The sequence below is a fragment of the Lentzea sp. CC55 genome (assembly GCF_021056325.1).
Lineage (GTDB): Bacteria > Actinomycetota > Actinomycetes > Mycobacteriales > Pseudonocardiaceae > Lentzea > Lentzea jiangxiensis.
This window is the reverse complement of the sequence record NZ_JAJCXE010000011.1, coordinates 77,677-96,571: the sequence shown is the minus strand read 5'-3', so window position 1 is coordinate 96,571 and position 18,895 is coordinate 77,677. Positions and strand designations below refer to the sequence as shown.

General features: G+C 70.5%; 15 protein-coding genes. 8 read left to right on the top strand and 7 right to left on the bottom strand.

Annotation, left to right across the window (positions count from 1 at the left end):
* Position 1: 1 nt before the first annotated feature.
* The gene (locus L6E10_RS07595; protein ID WP_236218152.1) at positions 2 to 592 is read left to right on the top strand and encodes a TetR/AcrR family transcriptional regulator; all 591 of its coding nucleotides are present in this window, start codon (positions 2 to 4) and stop codon (positions 590 to 592) included.
* On the opposite strand, the gene L6E10_RS07590 is transcribed toward L6E10_RS07595, so the two are convergent.
* From L6E10_RS07590 to L6E10_RS07580, 3 genes are read right to left on the bottom strand one after another with little or no spacing between them, the layout of a single operon-like run.
* Positions 589 to 2,085: a tripartite tricarboxylate transporter permease gene (locus tag L6E10_RS07590; RefSeq protein WP_236218143.1), complete on the bottom strand. Its 1,497-nt coding sequence runs from the start codon at positions 2,083 to 2,085 to the stop codon at positions 589 to 591. The two genes, L6E10_RS07595 and L6E10_RS07590, sit on opposite strands and share 4 nt — an antisense overlap.
* Complete coding sequence (locus L6E10_RS07585; RefSeq protein ID WP_236218141.1) at positions 2,078 to 2,569, bottom strand: tripartite tricarboxylate transporter TctB family protein; 492 nt, start codon at positions 2,567 to 2,569, stop codon at positions 2,078 to 2,080. The genes L6E10_RS07590 and L6E10_RS07585 overlap by 8 nt, the downstream gene beginning before the upstream one ends.
* Complete coding sequence (locus tag L6E10_RS07580; protein ID WP_236218139.1) at positions 2,566 to 3,537, bottom strand: tripartite tricarboxylate transporter substrate binding protein; 972 nt, start codon at positions 3,535 to 3,537, stop codon at positions 2,566 to 2,568. The genes L6E10_RS07585 and L6E10_RS07580 overlap by 4 nt, the downstream gene beginning before the upstream one ends.
* Before the next feature lie 189 nt (positions 3,538 to 3,726).
* Between L6E10_RS07580 and L6E10_RS07575 the strand changes: the two genes are divergently transcribed.
* The 5 genes from L6E10_RS07575 to L6E10_RS07555 all read left to right on the top strand — a co-directional run bounded on the left by L6E10_RS07575 (position 3,727) and on the right by L6E10_RS07555 (position 7,852).
* Entirely contained in the window at positions 3,727 to 5,250 is a 1,524-nt protein-coding gene (locus tag L6E10_RS07575; protein ID WP_236218136.1) for a sensor histidine kinase, read from the top strand.
* Positions 5,247 to 5,918 carry a response regulator gene (locus tag L6E10_RS07570; protein ID WP_236218134.1) on the top strand — a complete coding sequence of 224 codons (672 nt, stop codon included), beginning with the start codon at positions 5,247 to 5,249 and terminating at the stop codon, positions 5,916 to 5,918. Before L6E10_RS07575 ends, L6E10_RS07570 begins: the two co-directional genes overlap by 4 nt.
* An 88-nt stretch (positions 5,919 to 6,006) precedes the next feature.
* The gene (locus L6E10_RS07565) at positions 6,007 to 6,534 is read left to right on the top strand and encodes a DUF4232 domain-containing protein (protein WP_236218132.1); all 528 of its coding nucleotides are present in this window, start codon (positions 6,007 to 6,009) and stop codon (positions 6,532 to 6,534) included.
* Positions 6,535 to 6,615: 81 nt separating this feature from the next.
* On the top strand, positions 6,616 to 7,224 hold the full coding sequence (locus tag L6E10_RS07560) for a LysE family translocator (protein ID WP_236218131.1): 609 nt from the start codon (positions 6,616 to 6,618) through the stop codon (positions 7,222 to 7,224).
* A 19-nt stretch (positions 7,225 to 7,243) separates the two neighbouring features.
* Positions 7,244 to 7,852, top strand: a complete 609-nt coding sequence (locus L6E10_RS07555; protein WP_236218129.1) for a LysE family translocator — start codon at positions 7,244 to 7,246, stop codon at positions 7,850 to 7,852.
* On the opposite strand, the gene L6E10_RS07550 is transcribed toward L6E10_RS07555, so the two are convergent.
* The 4 genes from L6E10_RS07550 to L6E10_RS07535 form a co-directional block, all read right to left on the bottom strand.
* On the bottom strand, positions 7,849 to 10,020 hold the full coding sequence (locus L6E10_RS07550) for a LuxR C-terminal-related transcriptional regulator (RefSeq protein ID WP_236218127.1): 2,172 nt from the start codon (positions 10,018 to 10,020) through the stop codon (positions 7,849 to 7,851). The genes L6E10_RS07555 and L6E10_RS07550 overlap by 4 nt on opposite strands.
* Before the next feature lie 64 nt (positions 10,021 to 10,084).
* Positions 10,085 to 12,535 carry a DUF2156 domain-containing protein gene (locus tag L6E10_RS07545; protein WP_236218125.1) on the bottom strand — a complete coding sequence of 817 codons (2,451 nt, stop codon included), beginning with the start codon at positions 12,533 to 12,535 and terminating at the stop codon, positions 10,085 to 10,087.
* Entirely contained in the window at positions 12,532 to 13,830 is a 1,299-nt protein-coding gene (locus tag L6E10_RS07540) for an alpha/beta hydrolase-fold protein (RefSeq protein ID WP_236218123.1), read from the bottom strand. Before L6E10_RS07540 ends, L6E10_RS07545 begins: the two co-directional genes overlap by 4 nt.
* Before the next feature lie 91 nt (positions 13,831 to 13,921).
* Complete coding sequence (locus tag L6E10_RS07535) at positions 13,922 to 14,860, bottom strand: maleylacetate reductase (RefSeq protein ID WP_236218121.1); 939 nt, start codon at positions 14,858 to 14,860, stop codon at positions 13,922 to 13,924.
* Between the two features lie 101 nt (positions 14,861 to 14,961).
* Between L6E10_RS07535 and L6E10_RS07530 the strand changes: the two genes are divergently transcribed.
* Positions 14,962 to 16,812 carry a Xaa-Pro dipeptidyl-peptidase gene (locus L6E10_RS07530; RefSeq protein ID WP_236218119.1) on the top strand — a complete coding sequence of 617 codons (1,851 nt, stop codon included), beginning with the start codon at positions 14,962 to 14,964 and terminating at the stop codon, positions 16,810 to 16,812.
* Between the two features lie 39 nt (positions 16,813 to 16,851).
* Complete coding sequence (recQ, locus tag L6E10_RS07525; protein ID WP_236218117.1) at positions 16,852 to 18,846, top strand: DNA helicase RecQ; 1,995 nt, start codon at positions 16,852 to 16,854, stop codon at positions 18,844 to 18,846.
* Positions 18,847 to 18,895: the final 49 nt, after the last annotated feature.

Here is an 18,895-nt window from a genome sequence, read left to right as displayed (position 1 = left end):
CATGGAGAAGGCGGCGACGTTGTGGGACCGGTCGCGCCAGGCCGTGGTCGCCGAGATCGTCGAGACGGCACTGGCACTGTTCGCGGAGCAGGGCTACGAGGCGACCACGATGGCGCAGGTCGCCGCGAGGGCCGGTGTGTCGCAGCGGTCGCTGTTCCGCTACTTCGGCACCAAGGAGGACCTGGTCTGCGGTGAGCAGGACGCGCTCGGCGAGCTGCTGGTCCGCACGGTCGAGGAGCAGGCGCCCGAAGTGTCCACCTGGGACGCGCTGCGGGCCGGGTTCACGACGATCCTCACGGCCTCGAACCACCCGCAGGAGCGGGTGCTGGAGATCTCGACGCTGATCTTCGGCAACGCCTCGCTGCGCGCGAGGTACTTCGAGAAGCGGCTGAAGTGGCAGAAGGCGCTCGTGCCCGTCGTCGAGAAGCGGATGGGCATCGAGCACGGCGAGATCCCCGACCCCGCGGCGATGGGCGTCATCGCCACGGTGTTCGCGTGCGTTGACACGGCCTCGGAGCTGTGGGTCCGCCACGGCGGCAAGGCTGATCCGTTCGAGCTGTACGAACGAGCGCTTGCCGCCGTGCGCGGTTAGACCGCCACTTCGGACTTCTTGCGGCGCAACCGAAGCGTGAACGCCACGACCAGCATCACCACGAGAACGGTGTAGGCGACCGCCGCGAACGGGCTCGTCACCAGCGCGCTGAGCGAGCCCTCGCTGATCTGCAGCGTGCGCCGGACCTGCTCCTCCGCCATCGGGCCGAGGATGAGGCCGACGACGAGCGGTGCGACCGGATAACCGTGGCGCCGCATGAAGAAGCCGACCACACCGATCACCAGCAGCACGATCAGGTCGTCCACGACGAAGTTCACCGCGTAGGTGCCCAGCGCCGCGAACAGCAGGATGCCCGCGTACAGGTACGGCCGCGGGATCTGCAGCACCTTCACCCAGATCTTCACCAGGGGCAGGTTCAGCACGAGCAGCATCACGTTGCCGATGTACAGCGACGCGATCAACGCCCACACCATCGCGGAGTTGTTGGTGAACAGCAGTGGTCCCGGCTGGATGCCGTAGCTCTGGAACGCCGCCACGATCACCGCAGCTGTCGCGGTGGTGGGCAGGCCGAGGGTCAGCAACGGCACCAGAACACCCGCCGCGGCCGCGTTGTTGGCCGCCTCCGGACCCGCCACGCCCTCGATCGCGCCCTTGCCGAACTCCTCGGGTCGCTTCGAGAGCTTCTTCTCCGCCGCGTACGACAGGAACGTCGACACGTCGGCGCCACCGGCCGGCACCGTGCCGATCGGGAAACCGATGAACGTGCCGCGCAGCCACGGCTTCCACGAGCGCGACCAGAAGCCGCGCGTCATCCACTTCCCGCCGATCGGGATGACCTCGACCGGCCCGTGGCGCAGCCGCGACGCCACGTACAGCGCCTCGCCGACCGCGAACACGCCGACCGCCACCACGACCACGTCGATGCCGTCGGCCATCGTCGCGATGCCGAGCGTGAAGCGCTGCTGCCCGGTCAGCGTGTCGGTGCCCACGAGCCCGATGAACAGGCCGAGACCCAGCGACGCCAGACCGCGCACCGGCGAGGAGCCGAGCAGTGCCGCCACGGTCGTGAACGCCACCACCATCAGCGCCACGTAGTCGGCGGGGCCCAGCTGGACGGCGACGTCCGCGATGGTGGGCGCCAGCAACGTGAGCAGCACCGTGGCGATCGTGCCCGCCACGAACGAGCCGATGGCCGCCGTCGCGAGCGCGGCCGCACCGCGCCCGGCCTTGGCCATCTTGTTGCCTTCCAAGGCGGTCACGACGGATGCCGACTCGCCCGGGGTGTTCAGCAGGATCGACGTCGTCGAACCGCCGTACATGCCGCCGTAGTAGATGCCCGCGAAGATGATCAGCGCGGCCGTCGGTTCCAGCGTGTAGGTCAGCGGCAGCAGCAACGCCACCGTCATCGCCGGGCCGATGCCGGGGAGCACGCCGACGGCGGTGCCGAGCGTGACGCCCAGCAGCGCGTAGAGCAGGTACTCGGGCTGCGCGGCGGTCGCGAAGCCCTCCAGGAGGGCGGTGATGCTATCCATCGAGGAGCGGCACCCCTTCGAAGATCCCGGCGGGCAGCGACAGGCCCAGGCCGGAGGCAAACACGATCTGCACGACGAGCGCCAGCACCACCGCGATCGGCAGTGCCCGCCACCAGGTCGCGCCCAGGCTCCAGGCGGCGCCGAAGAACAGCAGCGCCGCCGCGACCGGCCAGCCGACCAGGTCGATCAGCACCAGGTGCGCGACGAGGACGGCCACCAGCTTGCCCACGGTGACCCAGTCGGTGCGGACGGTCTCGTCGACGTCCTCGGCCTCCTCGGCCCGCCCGAGCTTCCCGCGCGCGGTCGCGATGATCGCCGCGATGCCCGTCACGACGAGCAGGATTCCCACCGCGTAGGGGAACGCGCGTGGTCCGACGGCGTTGTCGTCGCGCGCGGCGATCGTGGTCGCGTCGACGAGGGTGAAGACCCCGATCGCCGCGACCAGACCGCCGAACGCGTACTCCTCCGCTCTTTCAGCGATCACTTGACGAGCCCGATGTCCTGCAGAGCGGGCTTCACGCGGCCGATCTCCTTGAACAGGAAGGTGGAGAACTCGGTGCCGGTCAGGAAGGTGTCGGTCCAGCCCTTCTTCTGCAGCTCCGCCTTCCACGCGTCGCTCGCGTGCATGTCGGTGACGAGCTTGGTGAGACGGGTCTTGGCCTCGGCCGAGATCGACGCCGGCGCCACGACGCCGCGCCAGTTGATCAGCTCGACGTTGAGGTCCTTGAACGTCGGCGCGTTCAGGTCGGGGTGCGGGTTCGGGCCGGACGTGCCCAGCGCGCGCAGCTTGCCCGCCTTGATCTGCTCCTTGTACTCGCCGATGCCCGAGATGCCCGCGTCGACCTTCTTGCCGAGCAGCGCCGCCAGCGACTCGCCGCCACCGGAGTAGGGCACGTAGTTCAGCTTGGCCGTGTCGATGTTCTTCGCCTTGAGCAGCATGCCGGCGAGGATGTGGTCGGTGCCGCCGGCGGAGCCGCCGGTGATCGAGACGCCCTTGCCCTTCTCGTTGACCGCGTTGAGCAGGTCGTCGATCGTCTTGTGCGGCGAGTCGGCGGGCACCACGACGACCTCGTCCTCGGCCGTGAGCCGGGCGATCGGGGTGGTCTCCTCCAGCCGGGTCTGCGACGCGTTGGTCTCCACCGCGCCGACCATGACCAGGCCGGTGATCATCAGGAACGACTCGGAGCGCTCCGAGCTGAGCTTCTGCAGACCGACCGTGCCACCGGCGCCACCGACGTTGCTGACCTGCACGGAGTTCACGAGCTTCGCGCCGGTCACCGCCGACTGCATCGCGCGGGCGGTCTGGTCCCAGCCGCCACCGGGGTCGGCCGGCGCCATGATCTCCAGCTTGGCGATGGAGTCACCGCCCGAGCCCTTCGCCCCCTGACCGCATCCCGCGAGCACCAGTCCTGCGGCGGCCACCGCCACGGCTCGTCTCCACGCCGTACCCATCGAACACTCCTCGCATCGTCGCGAACGTCGGGCGGGGACGCTAGGTAACGGGTGAGTGCACACGTAAGTGTTAGGTCGTAAGTTCCGTATTGGTCGTTTAGTTCGTGACTTGTTTCACAGGGGATGCGTCAGAATCCACCCATGTTCCGTCGATCTGTTTCGTTTGGGGCCTTGCTGCTGGTGTTGCAGGTGGTCATTGTCCTGATGACGACCTGTGCCGCCGGGCTGCTGGCCGCCAAGCTGCAGAGCGACCGCATCCGCGACTCGTACAAAGACCGGATGCTGTCGGTCGCTGAGAGCGTGGCGCGGCTACCGACAGTCATCGAGGCGTTCGGAACCGTTGACCCGTCCGCGTCCATCCAGCCGTTGGCCGAGGTGATCCGGAAGGCGTCCAACGTGACGTACGTCGTCGTCACCGACGGCAACGGCGTCCGCTACGCCCATCCCGACCCGAAGCGCATCGGCGAGCACGTGTCCACCGACCCGAGCACCGCGCTGTCCGGCGAGGTGTTCGTCGGCACGGAGACGGGCACGCTCGGCACGTCGTTGCGCGCGAAGGTGCCGATCCGCGCTCCCGAGGGCCGGATCATCGGCATGGCCTCGGTCGGCATCCTGGAGAGCCAGCTGTCCGACGACCTCGCCGAGGACCTGCCGGAGCTGATCGGCTGGCTGGCCGCGGCCGCCCTCGTCGGCGTGCTGGGGGCCGCGCTGGTCACGCAGCACGTGCGGCGCCGGATGTTCCGCCTCGAACCCGCGGAGATCGCGCAGCTGCTGGAGACCAGGGACGCCATGCTGCACGGCATCCGCGAGGGCGTGGTCGCCGTGGACGACCAGGAGCGGCTGGCGCTGGTCAACGACGAGGCGATGCGCCTGCTCGGCCTGGCGGAGGACCCCGGCGGGCAGCCCGCGGCGGAGGTCCTCGACGACGGCCTGCTCGCCCTGGCGCGCGGCGACGACGACGTGGCGGACCGGCTGGTGCTCGCCGGCGAACGGGTCCTGGTCGCGAACCGGATGACGGCCAAGACGCACGACCGCGCGGTCGGCGTCGTGCTGACGTTGCGCGACCGGACGGAACTGCACGACGCGTTGAGGGAGCTCGACGGTCAGCGCACCGTCACCGAGGTGCTGCGGGCGCAGGCCCACGAGTTTTCCAACCACCTGCACGTCATCGGCGGTCTGCTGGAGCTCGACCGCGGCCCGGACGCGGTCGCGTACATCGAACGGGTCGGCGGAGCGGGGTCGCTCACCGCCGACATCATCGACGGGGCGAACACCGACCCCGCACTGGCGGCCCTGTTGCTGGCAAAATCCTCCACCGCGCACGAACGAGGTGTGGAGCTGCGGCTCGATCCCGACAGCTCCGTCGACATCCGTGCGGGCGACGACGCGTTGACCGTCCTGGGGAACCTGGTCGACAACGCGGTGGACGCCGTGGAGACCGGAGGAACCGTGCGGGTGCTGGTGCGATCGTCGGCGAGCGGGGTGAGGGTGGTCGTGGACGACGACGGGCCGGGGGTGGCCGAGTCGCAACGAGGCCGGATCTTCGACCTCGGCGTGAGCTCGAAGGACGTCCAGGGCGCGCACGGCAGGGGGATAGGACTGGCATTGGTGTCGAGGGTGGTGACCCGGCGCAGGGGCCGGGTGGCGATCACCGACTCGGAGCTCGGCGGCGCGTCGTTCGACGTGTGGCTGCCGGAAACGGGGAACCGATGAGCGTGCGGACGCTCGTGGTCGATGACGACTTCGCCGTGGCCGCGATCCACCGCGGTTTCCTGGAGGCGATGCCCGAGTTCGAAGTGGTCGGCGAGGCGCACCGCGGAGGAGAGGCCTTGCGCGCGGTCGACGCGCTGCGGCCCGACCTGGTGCTGCTCGACATCCACCTGCCCGACATGTCGGGGCTCGAGGTGCTGTCACGGCTGCGCGCCCGCGGCGGGACCCCGGTCGACGTCATCGCGGTCACCGCGGCGCGCGAGCGGGAGACCGTGCGACAGGCCATGTCCCGCGGCGTCGACAACTACCTGGTGAAGCCGTTCACGCGCACGGCGTTCATCGACCGCATGCGCGAGTACCTCGCCCAGCGCATCGAGGTGCAGCGGCTCGGGCAGGTGCTCGACCAGGACGAGGTCGACTCGTTGATGCACCACCGGCCGCGGACCCTCGCGATGCCCAAGGGGTTGTCGGCGGTGACCCTGCGGCTGGTGACCGATGCGTTGCGGGACAGCGAGAACGATCTGTCGGCGCAGGAGGTCGGCGACCGGGCGGGACTGTCGCGGGTCAGCGCGCGCCGCTACCTGGAACACCTGGTGACGATCGGCAAGGCGGAGGTGCAGCCGCGCTACGGCATGGCGAACCGCCCGGCGCACGGGTACCGGCTGACCTGACCGATCACTCCACAAAGGACGTTCTGTCCTCGTGGAGGTCTTGTGAAGGTTTCACCGCAACCGCCGCGTCGCTGGCATGCTCGGGTGCATGAGACATGGGGGCAAGGTTCTGACAGCAATCGCCGTTCTGGCCGGACTGGTCGCGAGCGGCCCCGTCGCGCAGGCGTCGGAGGATCCCGGCTGTGCGGCGGGGGTGCGGTTCACCTCGAACTACACCGAGGCGGCCTCGGGGCTGCGCGTGATGTCGGTCGAGGTGGCCAACTGCGGAACGGAGGCGTTGCAGCTCAACGGGTATCCGCAGGTGAGCCTGTTCGATGCGGAGCAGCAGCCGTTGGACGTCGCGATCCTCCAGGGCACCGGCGGGATCACGGTCCTCGACGGGTTCGACGACCCGCCGCAGCCGATCACCGTGCAACCGGGGGAGAGCGCCGCCAGTGCGTTCGTGTGGCGGAACACGAACACCTCTCTGGAGCCGCCGCAGGTCGCCAAGCACGTCGAACTGGCGACCGCTCCGGGTGCCGTGCAACAGCCGTTGATCGCCGTGGCGCCGCAACGGAGCATCCACATCGACCTCGGCAGCACGGGACGAATGGGCGTTCGCGCCTGGTACCGCTAGCAAGGGGAGCTCAGGGGCGCGGGTCGTGTCGGACGTGTTAACTCTTCCGGCGCCGCGGCGTTTCCGTGTTCTGATGGCCGCATGTCGGCCACCGCGCTCCTGAGCTTCACCTTCGTCGCGCTGCTCACCGTCGTCACGCCCGGCCTGGAGACCCTCCTGGTGCTGCGGACGGCGCTGCTGGTGGGCCGCCGTGCCGCGATGGGCGTCGTCGTGGGCAGCACGCTGGGCTGCCTGGTGTGGGCGACCGCCGGGCTGGTCGGGCTGACGGCGTTGCTGCAGGCGTCGGAGCTCGCCTACGACGTCGTGCGCTGGCTCGGTGCGGGCTATCTGGTCTACCTCGGGATCAAGGCGCTGTGGGCGTCCCGGCGGCCGGCCGAGCTCGACGAACCGGCGCCGGTGCCGTCCGTGCGGGCCGCGGTCCGGGTCGGGGTGCTGACGAACCTGCTCAACCCGAAGCCCGGCGTCTTCTACGTCTCGCTGCTGCCGCAGTTCCTCCCGGTCGGTCAGCCCGCGTGGGGTGCCGTGCTCGTGGCCGTCCACCTCGGCATCGGCCTGCTGTGGTTCCCGGTCCTGATCACGGCGGCCGGGCGGGCGCGTGCTCTCCTGCTGCGGCAACGGGTTCTGCTGGACCGCCTGTCCGCGTCCGCGCTGATCGCCTTCGGCCTGAAAACCGCTGCTGACGCGAGGTAGCGTGTGATCTGATGTGCCCATGTCGACCGCCGCGCTCCTGAGCTTCTCGCTCATCGCACTGCTCACCGTCCTCACGCCCGGCCTCGACACGGTGATGGTGCTGCGCACGGCGCTGTTCAGCGGCAAACGCGCCGCGATGGGGGTGGTGCTCGGCATCTCGCTCGGCTGCCTGGTGTGGGGAGTGGCGAGTCTCGCGGGCCTGACGGCGCTGCTGACGGCGTCGGAGCTGGCCTACGACGTCGTGCGGTGGCTCGGCGCGGCCTACCTGGTCTACCTGGGCGCGAAGGCGTTGTGGGACTCGCGCAAGACCGTGTCGCTGGAAGACTCCCGTCCGGTGCCGACCGCGAAGGCGTCGTTGCGGGTGGGGCTGCTGACGAACCTGCTCAACCCCAAGGTCGGCGTCTTCTACCTGTCGCTGCTGCCGCAGTTCATGCCCGCGGGCCAACCGGCGTGGGGCGCCGTCCTCGTCGCCGTGCACCTCGGCCTCGGCCTGGTGTGGTTGCCGTTCCTGGTCGTCGTGGCCGGTCGCGCTCGTGCTTTCCTGCTGCGGCAACGGGTTCTGCTGGACCGCCTGACCGCGTCGGTGCTCGTCGCGCTCGGGCTGAAGCTGGCCTTCGAGGCGCGCTAGCGGTCGGCCGCGGCCGAGCGGTGCCACGCCGCGAGGGCCGTCCTGCTGGGCAGGCCGAGCTTCACGCGGATGTTGACCACGTGCCGGTCCGCCGTCCGCGGCGAGATGAACAGCCTCGCCGCGATCTGCTTCGCCGTGAACCCCTCCGCGACCAGACCGGCGATCGTGAACTCCTGCCTGCTCAGACCACCGGGCAGGGCGGGCAGGACCGGCCTGCGCTCGGAGGCGGGCACCGGTTCGAGCGCGAACGCCATGGCCTGTTCGGGACGCAGGTCGGCCCCCAGGGTCGTGATCACCTGGTAGTCGTCGCCGAGCGCGCGGCGGGTGCCCCGGTCCGCCCGCTCCAGCACCCGGTGGAACGGGCTCATGCCGCCGAACGAGATCCGGGAGATCCGTTCCTGCGACCGCAGGGCGCCCAGCAGCCGGGCGGCGCGGTCGAACGCCCCCAGTTCCGCGCACGTGCAGGCGAGCAGCCACAGGCTGAACGGCGCACCCCACGTGTCGCCGAGCGCGAGCTGGATCCGCAACGCCCCCAACGCCGGCTCATGCGCCTCCGCCGGGTCGCCGTGCAGCAGTTCGTGGAGCCCGCGCAGCCACAGCCCCCAGGCGTGCGACCAGTTCACGCCGTTGCTCCCCGCCTGCCTGATGAGCCCGGTCGTGGCCTTGTCCGCCGCTTCGGCGTCCAGCAGGAAGCACGTCGCCATCGCGTGCATGAGCTCGGTGATGTAGGTGTCACCCGGTGAGGCGTGCCGACGGCACAGTTCGGCGACGTGCTCGTACAACGGCACGCACTCCGGCGACCCCTCCACGAAGAAGAGGTGCGTGGCCTCGGCCAGAACGAGGTGCACGTCGGTGACCGGCAGCCGTGGCAACGTGCGCGCCTCGTTCATCAGCGGGATCGCCGTCGCCATGTCGCCGCGTGCCTGCGCCATGTACGCGCAGTGCGCGAGCAGCGACGTCCGCAACGGCGCCTCGGTGACCACCTCGCGCGCGGCCGCCAGCAGGTCCCAGGCCTGGCCGAGCATGCCGGCGAACGACGTGAACCGCGCCCTCTGGCCGTTCATCGCCATCGTCGCCCCGATCGCGGCGAGGCCGGGGGTGCGCAGGGCGTGACCGATCGCCGCGCGGACGTTCGGCCACTCCTCCCACAACCTGCCCATCCACAGCACCTCGCCGGGCGAGAACCACGAGCGCGCGACCTCGTCCACGAACTCGCTGTAGTGCAGCGCATGGCGCCGCAACGGTTCGTCCGCGTCCGTCAGCAGACGAGCACCGAACTGCGACACGGCGCTGAGCAACCGGTACCGCGTCTCACCGGTGACAGGACTGGTCGTCGCCACCACGATCGACCCGCGGACCAACGCGGACAACGGTTCCCGCACGTCCGCGCCCGCCACCGCCTCGGCCGCGGCGAGGTCGAAGTCCGCGGGGAACACCGACAGCGCCGCCCACACCAGTCGTTCCTCGTCCGTGCACCGCCGCGCCGCCCACCCGAGCACCCGTTCCAGCGTGGCGGGCCCGAGCTCGCCGAGCACCTCGGTCAGCGGCGTCCCGGCGGGGCGTGCCGCCACCAGCTCGACGGAGAGCGGAAGCCCGTCCACCGCCTTGCACAACGCCGTGACGTCGGCCCGCTCGGCCACCACCTCGGCCCGGTCCTCGAACAGCCGCACCGCGTCGTCGACGCTCAACGGGGGAACCCGCAGCACGCGTTCGCCGTAGAGGCCGAGCGGCTCCCGCGAGGTCACCAGGATCGTCAGGCCCTCGCAGTCGCGCCGGAGGTGGTGCACGAGGTGCCGCACCGCGTCCAGCAGGTGCTCGCAGTCGTCCAGGACGAGCAGCAGGTGCTTGTCGTGCAACGACTCCACTAGACGGCCGAATCCGCCGTCCGGTGCGTTGTCGACGATCCGCAACTCGGCCGCGACCACGCGGGCGAGCAGCGCCGGATCCCCGAGGTCCCCGAGCCGCACCCGCCGGACGCCGTGCTGGAACGCCTCCGCCGCGGCGAGCGAGCGCCCCGCCTCCACGGCGAGCCGGGACTTGCCGGCACCTCCCGCACCCGTCAGCGTGACCAGCCTGGTCTCGCGCAGGAGCACCTCGGTCTCGGCGAGCACAGCACCGCGGCCGATGAACGTCGTGGTCTGGGCGGACAGGGTGCCCCGCACGGTCATCGGCGCATCTTCGCCTAGCGCGGCAGAGGTGTGATGACGAGCATCACGTCACCACCCTTTCGGCCTAGCGAGTTCGACCATGCGTGGCGACCCGCTCACGCGACCGAATGATCATCTTGCTCGCGAGCCGCAGTCCCTGGCGTGCGTTGAGGTGCGGCAGGTACGCGCGGCTCACCGCGTTCGCGATGCGCGGCAACGCCGCCGAGTCCGGGTAAGCCATGAACATCGGCTGGTAGGCCGGTTGGAACTTCGCCTTGAACGCGAACAGCGACCGGAACCCGTACACCGGCTCGAGCACCTGCCCCGTGAAGTCGAGGACGCGCTGCAGCGCCCGAGGGCGCTCGCCCCGGTCCAGCCGCGCGAGCGGTGCCCCGGACAGGCTGAGGAACCGCGCCCCCTCGGCCTGGAGCTGTTGCGCCGCCGAGGCGATCAGGAACTCCATCGAGCCGCGGAAACCGTGCGTGCGGCGGCGCATGAAGTCGAGCGTCCACCCCACGACCTCACCGTCGGCGTACACCGGCAGCCAGCTCGTGATGCCGTGCACCGTGCGGTCGCCGTCCACCGCGAGCAGGCAGCGGACACCGTCGCCGGCCAGCTCCTCCAGCCCGCCCAGCGTGAACCCCATCTCGGGCAGGCCCTTGTCCGCCACCCACTCCGCCGAGATCGACCGGATCTGGTCGGTGATCGCGTACGGCGCGTCGGCGTACGCGCACCACTCGGCGGTGACGCCGGCCTTGGCGGCCTTGTTCAACGCCGTGCGCACGTCCTGCCACTTCTTACCGGTGAAGCTCAGCGCGTCCAGCTCGATCACGGTGTCCTCGGCGACCTGCACCGCCGACCACCCGAGACCCTCGACCACCTCCTTCGTCTCCGCGCCCACGCTGTAGAGGCACGGCGTCCACCCGTTGCGGGCGCAGAACTCCGCGAACCCGCGCACGGCCTCGGCCCGCGCCGGGCCGATCGGGTCGCCGACCGTCAGCGCGATCGTCGCCACCACCCGGTACGCGACCGCCGTCTCACCGTCGGGCGTGAACCAGTACTGGTTGCCCCGCCACGTCGTCATGTACGACAACGACGAACCGCCGTAGCGCCGCATCAGCTCGCGTGCCTGTGCCGCTTCCTTCTCGCACGACGAAGGCCACGTCCGCCACGACGCCATCAGCAGACCGGTCAGCACGATCAGCCAGAACACCACGCCCGTGTACTCGAACAGCAGCGTGCCGGCGAAGCCCTCCGCCTGGAACCGCAACGGCACCAGGTCGAGGTAGCCCGGCGGCAGGAACCGCGTGGGCAGGTCCGCGAGCAGTGCCGTGAACCCCGGCTCCGGCGTGAACTGGTCGCGGACCAGGTACCCGCCGAAGACGTACAGCGCCGACAGCGACGCGACGCTGCCCGCCGTGAACCGCCAGAACCTCGTGACGGCACGCCGAGGCAGACGCACGTCGAAATGCCTGCGCGTCAACAACAACACGCTGATGATCGCGAGCGGAGCCAGCATCGGCACACCGAACGAGACCGCGAGCTCCAACGCCGTGGCGTCCGGGAACTGCGCGACGTAGACGACGTACGAACCGATGAACGCCGCGTACGCCACGTTGAACACGAGCGCCGACCGCCACGCGAACCGCCGGCCGCGTCGCAGCCCTTCCGCCAGCACGAGCAACAGCAACGCCGGCAGCAACGACATCACGAGCGCGGGGAACCGGCCGTACGACAGCTGGACCGCCATCGTCCGGCACAACTCGACCGCGTCCGCGCCGCACATCGCGTCGACGTCGTCCTGCGAGGGTTGCGCGACCGCCACGACGTCCGCGAACCACCACAGCGGGCCGTTCGGGTACGGCGACGTCATCGACACCACCGGCCCGAGCGCCGAAGCCGCGAGCAGCAGCGCCACCAGCACCCGCGTCTCCTGCAGCGAACGCGCCCGGGACTCGGGACCGTTCCTGAGGAAGAGCACTCCGATCACCAGTCCGGCCACGCCACCGGACAGCCTGAGCAGATCTTCGAGCCAACCCGAGTACAGGGTGAGGACCAGCACCGACAAGATCGTCAACAGCCGGACGCGACGCCTCCAGAGCGGCGGCATCCGGAACGTCAGGGCGAGCACCAGGCCCACGCCGCCGATCGACGGCCCGGCCGCGACCTCGCCCACGAGCGACTCCGGCCAGCCCCAGTGCACGTCCCGCCCGGCCAGCACCAGCTCAAGCCCCAGGAACGAGCTCAGCACGTGCGAGGACAGGAAGATCGCCGCTGTCCGCAGGCCTCCGAACGCACGCTCCGCCGCCACCCCGGCCGCCAGCAGCAGCACGGTGGTGCCCACGTACCCCAGCAGGTCCATCGACCACAGCGCCGAGGTCAAGACGGTCCACGCCGGACTCCCGGTGCCGAACCCGATGACCACGAGCAGGTCCTCGCCCGCGCCGCCGATCGCACCGGTCAGCGCCCCGGCCGTCCAGAAGACGACCAGGAACGCGCACGTCAGCGGCGCGGTGCGGAGGAGCCGGGCGATCATCTGACGAGCCCCGTCCGCCGCGCGAGCCACGGCAGCGACCCGAAGAGACCGTCCCTGGCCATGTTCCAGTCGTGGTTGTTCGGCAGTTCTTTCCACTGCACGTCCATTCCGGCTTCGCGGCAGGCCTCGAACACCTCGGCGTCGGCCTGGCGGTAGGTGACGTCGTCGCGGCCGGCGACGACCACGCCCGCGGTACGGGGAAACCGCCGACCGGCGAGGACGTCCATCGGGTTGACCTCGGCGAAAGCGGCCTCGTCGCCGTCGAACGCGGCCTTGACCGTCTCTTCCCGCGTGCCGAGCGAGGGCTCGCGCTGGGGAGCCAGGGCGATGAAGTTGCCGTAGACGTCCGGCGCGCGCACGGCCAGCTGTAGCGAGCATGTGCCGCCCTGTGAGAAGCCGGCGATGGTCCAGGCCTCACGGCGCTCGTCGACGGTGAGCCGTTGCCTGATCCACGCGGGCACGTCACGCGCGAGGTACGTCTCGGACCGGCCGAGCTTCGAGTCGAGGCACAGCGGGTTGGCCGTCGAGGTCCCCAGCTGGTCGACCACCACGACGATCGGTGCGAGCCCGTCGTGCTGCCGCGCGTGGGCGTCGAGGTTGTCGAGGACCCGGCCACCGTCGAACCAGTCGCGCGGGCTGCCCGGCTGGCCCGCCATCAGGACGATCACGGGTAGCCGCGGACGGGGGGTGGTGCTGTAGGCGGGCGGCAGGTAGACCCAGGCCGGCCGTGCCTTGAACGCGCCGGGGATCTCCTCCTCCGAGACGGTGCCCCTGTCCGGCAGCCCCTCCGGCCTCTTCCAGACGTCGGCGACCGTCTTGCCCACGGGCACCTCGACCACGCCCGACGCCGGGGGAGCGGCCTCGTCGAGGTCGACGCGGTCGTTCCTGAACAGGTCCAGCACGGCGCGAGTGGTGGGGTACTGCCCGAAGTGCGCGTTCGTCGCGACCGCCGCGCTCGCCACCACGCCCAGCGCCAGCAGCACGCCGAACGCACGGCCGTACCAGCGGCCGGAGCGCAACCGCACCACCGCGAGCGTCAGGGCGACGAGAACCGCACCCAGCCACACGACCAGCACAGCCGGCAGCGGCTCCGGCCACGGCTTCCACACGTGGTCGACGACGAGAGCCAGCCCGGTCACCACGAGAGCGCACGCCAGCACGACGATCGGCAGGACGCGGACCCACCAGGTGCGGTCCTTCCGAACGGCCAGGTAGGTGACGGCGAGCACGGCCGTGACCGTGGCGGCCTGGGGGATCGGTCCGTTCGTCAGCGACAGATCCAACGGGCTGGGCATGCCGTTGATGCTTCAGGAACTCTTCAGGTTCCACATCGGAGATCCGTCTGAGTTCGAAGAGCGGAACATCAGCCTGAAGAATGACAACCCGTCAGTCGGATGATGCGTCGCGCCACGCGTTCGTCAGCACTCGCAACGCTTCCGGGTGCTCGGCGATCTCCGCGGCGCGGGGCAAATCGGACTCCGCCATCCCCAGTTCCCGCAACGACGTCGCTGCGCCGAACCGCGTCGCGGTGCCGTGGATTCGCTTGGCCAGATCGGCCGGCGCGGTGTGGGGGAGCAGTGCCGTGTGCGTCGCGGCGTGCGGCATTCCGAATGAACCGCCCAAAACGTGCGCGAGTTTGTGGTGCAGTCCCATCGGGACGGACGCCAGGCAGGTTCCCGCGAGCCACGCCGACGACAGCAGTTCGGTTCGTGCCTCCACAGTGGACGGATTTTCGCGCAAAGCGTGCAAAACGCCCTCGATCGCCCTGGTGGCGATGGCGTCGACCAACGGGTTTTGGTTGCCCCTCGCGGCGACGGCGTGCGCGAGAGCGTTGAGCGCGCTTGTCACCGTGACGTCGAGGGGCAGGTCGAGGGTCAGATCGACGTCGTAGATCACCGTGTCCGGTTGCACGGCCGCGTCGCGCCGCGTCTTCTTCCGCCCCGACGCCGTCTCGCCGAGCACCGGCGTGACCTCGGAGCCGGCGTAGGTCGTCGGCAGGACGACCTGGGGCACGCCGGCGCGCACCGAGAGCGCCTTGGACAACCCCGTGCTGGACCCGCCGCCGACCGAGACGACGCAGTCCGCGCCGTGCTCGCGCAACAACGCGAGCGCGCGCTCCGTGACTTCGACCGGCGTGTGCATCGCCGCGCCCGTGAACCTGGCGGCGAGCAGCGGGCCGAGGTCCGCGGCCACCCCTTCCCCGCCGCGCCGGGCGACCAGCAGCACCCGTGCCGCGCCGAGCCGCTCGACCTCGGCCCGCACGGTGGAGGCGGTACCGCGGCCGAAGACGACACGGGTGCGCCCGGGCTCGAAGGTGAAGCTCACGGAGGACGAATATTCGCGAGCGACGCCGCGGGCGCAACAGCACAGGGTCAAGCCTTTCGGCTCTGACGGGGCGACTTCGTCACTCCTTAGCGTGAATCTTCATGAAGCGTGTTCGTGTTGTAGTGGCGTTAGCAGGGGCCCTGACCCTGACGCCCATCCCTGCCACAGCGGCGACACCCGCGTTCACCCTGTCCGGTGGCGTGTCCGCGCCGATCCACTCGATGGCCGACGCCGTGCGCGAGACCGTCTACGTGGACTCCGGGCTCGACCTCGACGGCGACGGCACCCGCGACAGGGTGGCCGCCGACGTCATCCGGCCGTCCACGACCGGGCGCGTACCCGTGATCATGGACGCCAGCCCCTACTACCAGAGCGCCGGCCGCGGCAACGAGTCCGAGGTCAAGACCTACGACTCCGCCGGCGTGCCGGTGAAGTTCCCGCTCTTCTACGACAACTACTTCGTCCCCCGCGGCTACGCGGTCGTGCTGGTCGACTTCCTCGGCACGAACCGGTCGCGCGGCTGCGTCGACGTCGGCGGGCAGTCGGAGATCGCGTCCGGCACCGCCGTGATCGACTGGCTCAACGGCCGGCGCGCCGGTTATTCGACCCTGACCGGTTCCACGACGAAGTCCGCCTCCTGGTCGACCGGTGCCGTCGGCATGATCGGCAAGTCGTGGGACGGCTCGATCGCCAGCGGCGTCGCGGCGACCGGCATCGACGGGCTGAAGACCATCGTGCCGATCGCGGCCATCAGCTCCTGGTACGACTGGTTCCGCTCGGACGGCGTCGCGTACCCCGGCTACAGCTCGCCGACCGGGCTGGGCTCGCAGTTCGAGAACTCGAACGCGCGCTCACGGTGTGGTGCCGTGCGCACGCAGATGACGAACGGCTCTCCTGCCAACGGCGACTACACGTCGATGTGGCAAGCGCGTGACTTCGTGCGCAACGCCTCGCGCGTGAAGGCCTCCATCTTCGCGATCCACGGCCTGAACGACCTCAACGTGAAGACGCTGCAGTACGGGCAGTTCTGGGACGCCGTGCCCGCGACGGTGCCGAAGAAGCTGTGGTTCTCGCAGACCGCGCACGTCGACCCGTTCGACTTCCGGCGCGGCGAGTGGGTGCCGACGTTGCACCGGTGGTTCGACCGCTGGCTGCTGAACGTGCAGAACGGGATCGAGAACGAGCCGCAGGTGTCCGCCGAGCGCGCACCGGACCAGTGGGCCGACGACCAGACGTGGCCTCCCGCGGGGACCGTCAGCACCGTGCTGCGCCCCTCCGCCGCGGGGCTCGGCACCACGGCGGGAACCGGAACGGTGGCGTTCACCGACAACGGCAGCGCGACGCCCTCCACGTGGCTGTCGGGTTCGAACACCGGCCGGGTCATCTACTCGACCGCCCCGCTGACGTCGGACCTGCGCGTCGCGGGCACCTCGTCGATCACGGTCGGGGTGTCGTCGTCCACGCGCACCGCGCACCTCACGGCGTACCTGGTCGACTACGGCCCGGCTCGGGTGCGGACCGGTGAGGGCATCCGGACGCTGACCACGGAGTCGTGCTGGGGCGAGAGCCGCACGGGCGATGACGCCTGTTACCGCGACACGGAGGCAACGGCGGGCAACGTCGACGCGCAGATCATCGCGCGCGGATGGGCGGACCTCGCGAACTACGAGTCGCTCTCGGTGCCGCGCACGATCACGCCGGGGACGAAGTACCGCATGACGTTCCGACTGTCCACAACGGACCACGTGATCCCGGCGGGGCACCGGCTGGGCCTGCTGATCGGCGGCACCGACTCGAGCGCGATCGTGCGGCCGAGCCAGCTGCCGAGGCTCACCGTCGACCTGGCGGACACCTCGGTGCGCGTCCCGGTGAAGGGCTCGGTGCCGGCCGCCTCGGCGGCTCCGCTGGTGGCGAGCAGTGTTTCCGCTGGTACGAAGGGTGCGTTGGGCTAGCGGACCGGGCTGTCGGTGCTGCTCGCTAGCATCGGCGGCATGGGTTCAACCGACGGTGTCGACGGTGTCGACCTCGGAGACGCGCTGCAGGTCCTGCAGCGCGTCTTCGGGTACCCCGAGTTCCGCGGCGACCAAGCCGCCATCGTCGAGCACGTGGTCGCGGGTGGCGACGCGCTCGTGCTCATGCCGACGGGTGGCGGCAAGTCCCTGTGCTACCAGGTGCCGGCGCTGGTCCGGCCGGGCACGGGCGTGGTGATCTCCCCGCTCATCGCGCTGATGCAGGACCAGGTGGACGCGTTGCGGGCGCTGGGCGTGCGCGCGGGCTTCCTGAACTCCTCGCTGTCGTGGGACGAGCGCAGGATGGTCGAGGCCGAGTTCGTCAACGGCGAGCTGGACCTGCTCTACCTGGCGCCGGAGCGGCTGACGTCCGAGGCCACCCTGAAGCTGCTCGACCAGGGCGAGATCGCGCTGTTCGCGATCGACGAGGCGCACTGCGTCTCCCAGTGGGGCCACGACTTCCGGCCCGACTACCTCTCGCTGACGCACCTGCACGAGCGCTGGCCGAAGGTCCCGCGCATCGCGCTCACCGCCACGGCGACGGAGGCGACGCGCAAGGAGATCCTGACGCGCCTCGACCTGGGCGACGGCCGCCAGTTCGTCTCGAGCTTCGACCGGCCGAACATCCAGTACCGCATCGTCGGCAAGAAGGAGCCGAAGAAGCAGCTGCTGGACCTCCTGCGCGGAGAGCACCAGGGCGACGCCGGCATCGTGTACTGCCTGTCGCGCGCGTCGGTGGAGAAGACGGCGGAGTTCCTGGTGGCCAACGGCATCCCCGCGCTGCCGTACCACGCGGGCCTCGACGCGTCGGTCCGCCAGCGCAACCAGGCCAGGTTCCTGCGCGAGGACGGCCTGGTCATGGTCGCCACCATCGCGTTCGGCATGGGCATCGACAAGCCGGACGTCCGCTTTGTCGCTCACCTCGACCTGCCGAAGTCGGTGGAGGGCTACTACCAGGAGACGGGCAGGGCGGGCCGCGACGGCCTGCCGTCCACCGCATGGCTCGCCTACGGCCTGCAGGACGTGGTGCAGCAGCGCAAGATGATCGAGTCGTCCGAAGGCGACCTGGCCTTCCGGCGCCGCTCGCAGGCGCACCTCGACGCGATGCTCGCCCTCTGCGAGACGATCACGTGCCGCCGCACGATGCTCCTCGAGTACTTCGGCGAGTCCGGCGTCCCCTGCGGCAACTGCGACACGTGCCTGGCGCCGCCGGAGTCGTGGGACGGCACCGTGGCGGCGCAGAAGATCCTCTCCACGGTCCACCGGCTGCGCAAGGAGCGGAACCAGAAGTTCGGCGCCGGCCAGGCCATCGACATCCTGCTGGGGCGCAAGACCGCCAAGGTGATCCAGTTCGACCACGACCAGCTCAGCACGTTCGGCATCGGCGAGGACCTGAACGAGAACGAGTGGCGCGGCGTCGTCCGCCAGCTCCTGGCGCAGGGGCTGCTCGCCGTGGAAGGCGAGTACTCGACCCTGGTGCTGACGGAGGCGAGCTCCGAGGTCCTGGGCCGCAAGCGCGAAGTGAAGCTGCGCAAGGACCCGACGCCCACCCGCTCGACGACGCGCACGGCTGCCGCCCCCGCCGCCAAGCCGAAGGTCGACCTCCCCGCCGACGCGGGCCCGCTGTTCGAGCAGCTGCGCGAGTGGCGCGCCGGCCAGGCCCGCGAGCAGGGCGTCCCGGCGTACGTGATCTTCCACGACGCCACCCTCAAGGCCATCGCGGCCTCCCGGCCCGGCTCGCCGGCCGCGCTGGGCGAGGTGAGCGGTGTGGGCCAGGCGAAGCTGGCGAAGTACGGCGAGCAGATCCTGGAGGTGGTGGCGGGCGCCGGTTCCGCAGCACCCGCCCCGGCCACGCCTCCACCCACCAAGTCCAAGCCGCGCACCACCGGCACCGGCGGCGCGGCGTGGGGGTCGGGCGACGGCGCGGCGGACGAGTGGCCGGAGCCGGAGGAGCCCGACGAGCCGATGGACTGGTGACCGGGCCGCCCAGCGACCACAGGACCATGCGTCGATCCCGGCACAGCCG